1 protein-coding gene is annotated in these 591 nt (G+C 53.8%); it reads right to left on the bottom strand.

The genetic code is table 11. From position 1 onward, the window contains the following. Positions 1-275 precede the first annotated feature (275 nt). The coding region (locus AC1D0Z_RS23775) for a hypothetical protein (protein WP_477660569.1) at positions 276-591 on the bottom strand (316 nt) is incomplete at its 5' end.

Raw genomic sequence — 591 nt, 5'->3', positions numbered from 1 at the left:
CCCCAAGAGCGCGCCGAGAATTGCGGACGCGAGTGCCGCCGAGAGAACCTCACAGACGGAAAATCGAAGGCGTGCCAAAACTGCAACCTAACGTTTGGGATGAGAGACGTGACGCGGCTTGCCGGCAAACACCCTCTCGATTGAAGGATTGGGCATTACCGGTGCACCTGGCATGCTGCCTCCAGGAAAGGCACTCCGTGCGCCTCCGGGGCAGATAGGTTAGGTTTCATGGCTTGTGAAAAGCGTAATTGGCTTACATCCGCCGGTCGTTCCGCCTAACGCGCTCCTTTGATTTGTTGAGCAGCGAGTTGCGCTGTCCTCTTGATTCCATCTCGATACGCTTCAACCAGCTCCGCCGCTCTATTGAGGGCATCCTCGAACGATGCGAACGTGTAATTTGCGTTGGCGGTGATCTCGTCATCCGAATTCTTGCTGGCGTCTGCGCCATAGCTGATGGATTGCGAATAGATCGAATTCTCCGTCTTTATGTCTACGAGTTCAAACGAGATATTCAACCTGGGGGCGAACGTCGTCTTTAGCCGACTGGAATAAAGTCCCATATTTGATATGGTCACTGTCAGTATGCTGTCC

It is taken from the genome of Polaromonas sp. P1_E3 (genome assembly GCF_056405935.1).
This window is presented reverse-complemented; position numbering and strand designations above follow the sequence as displayed.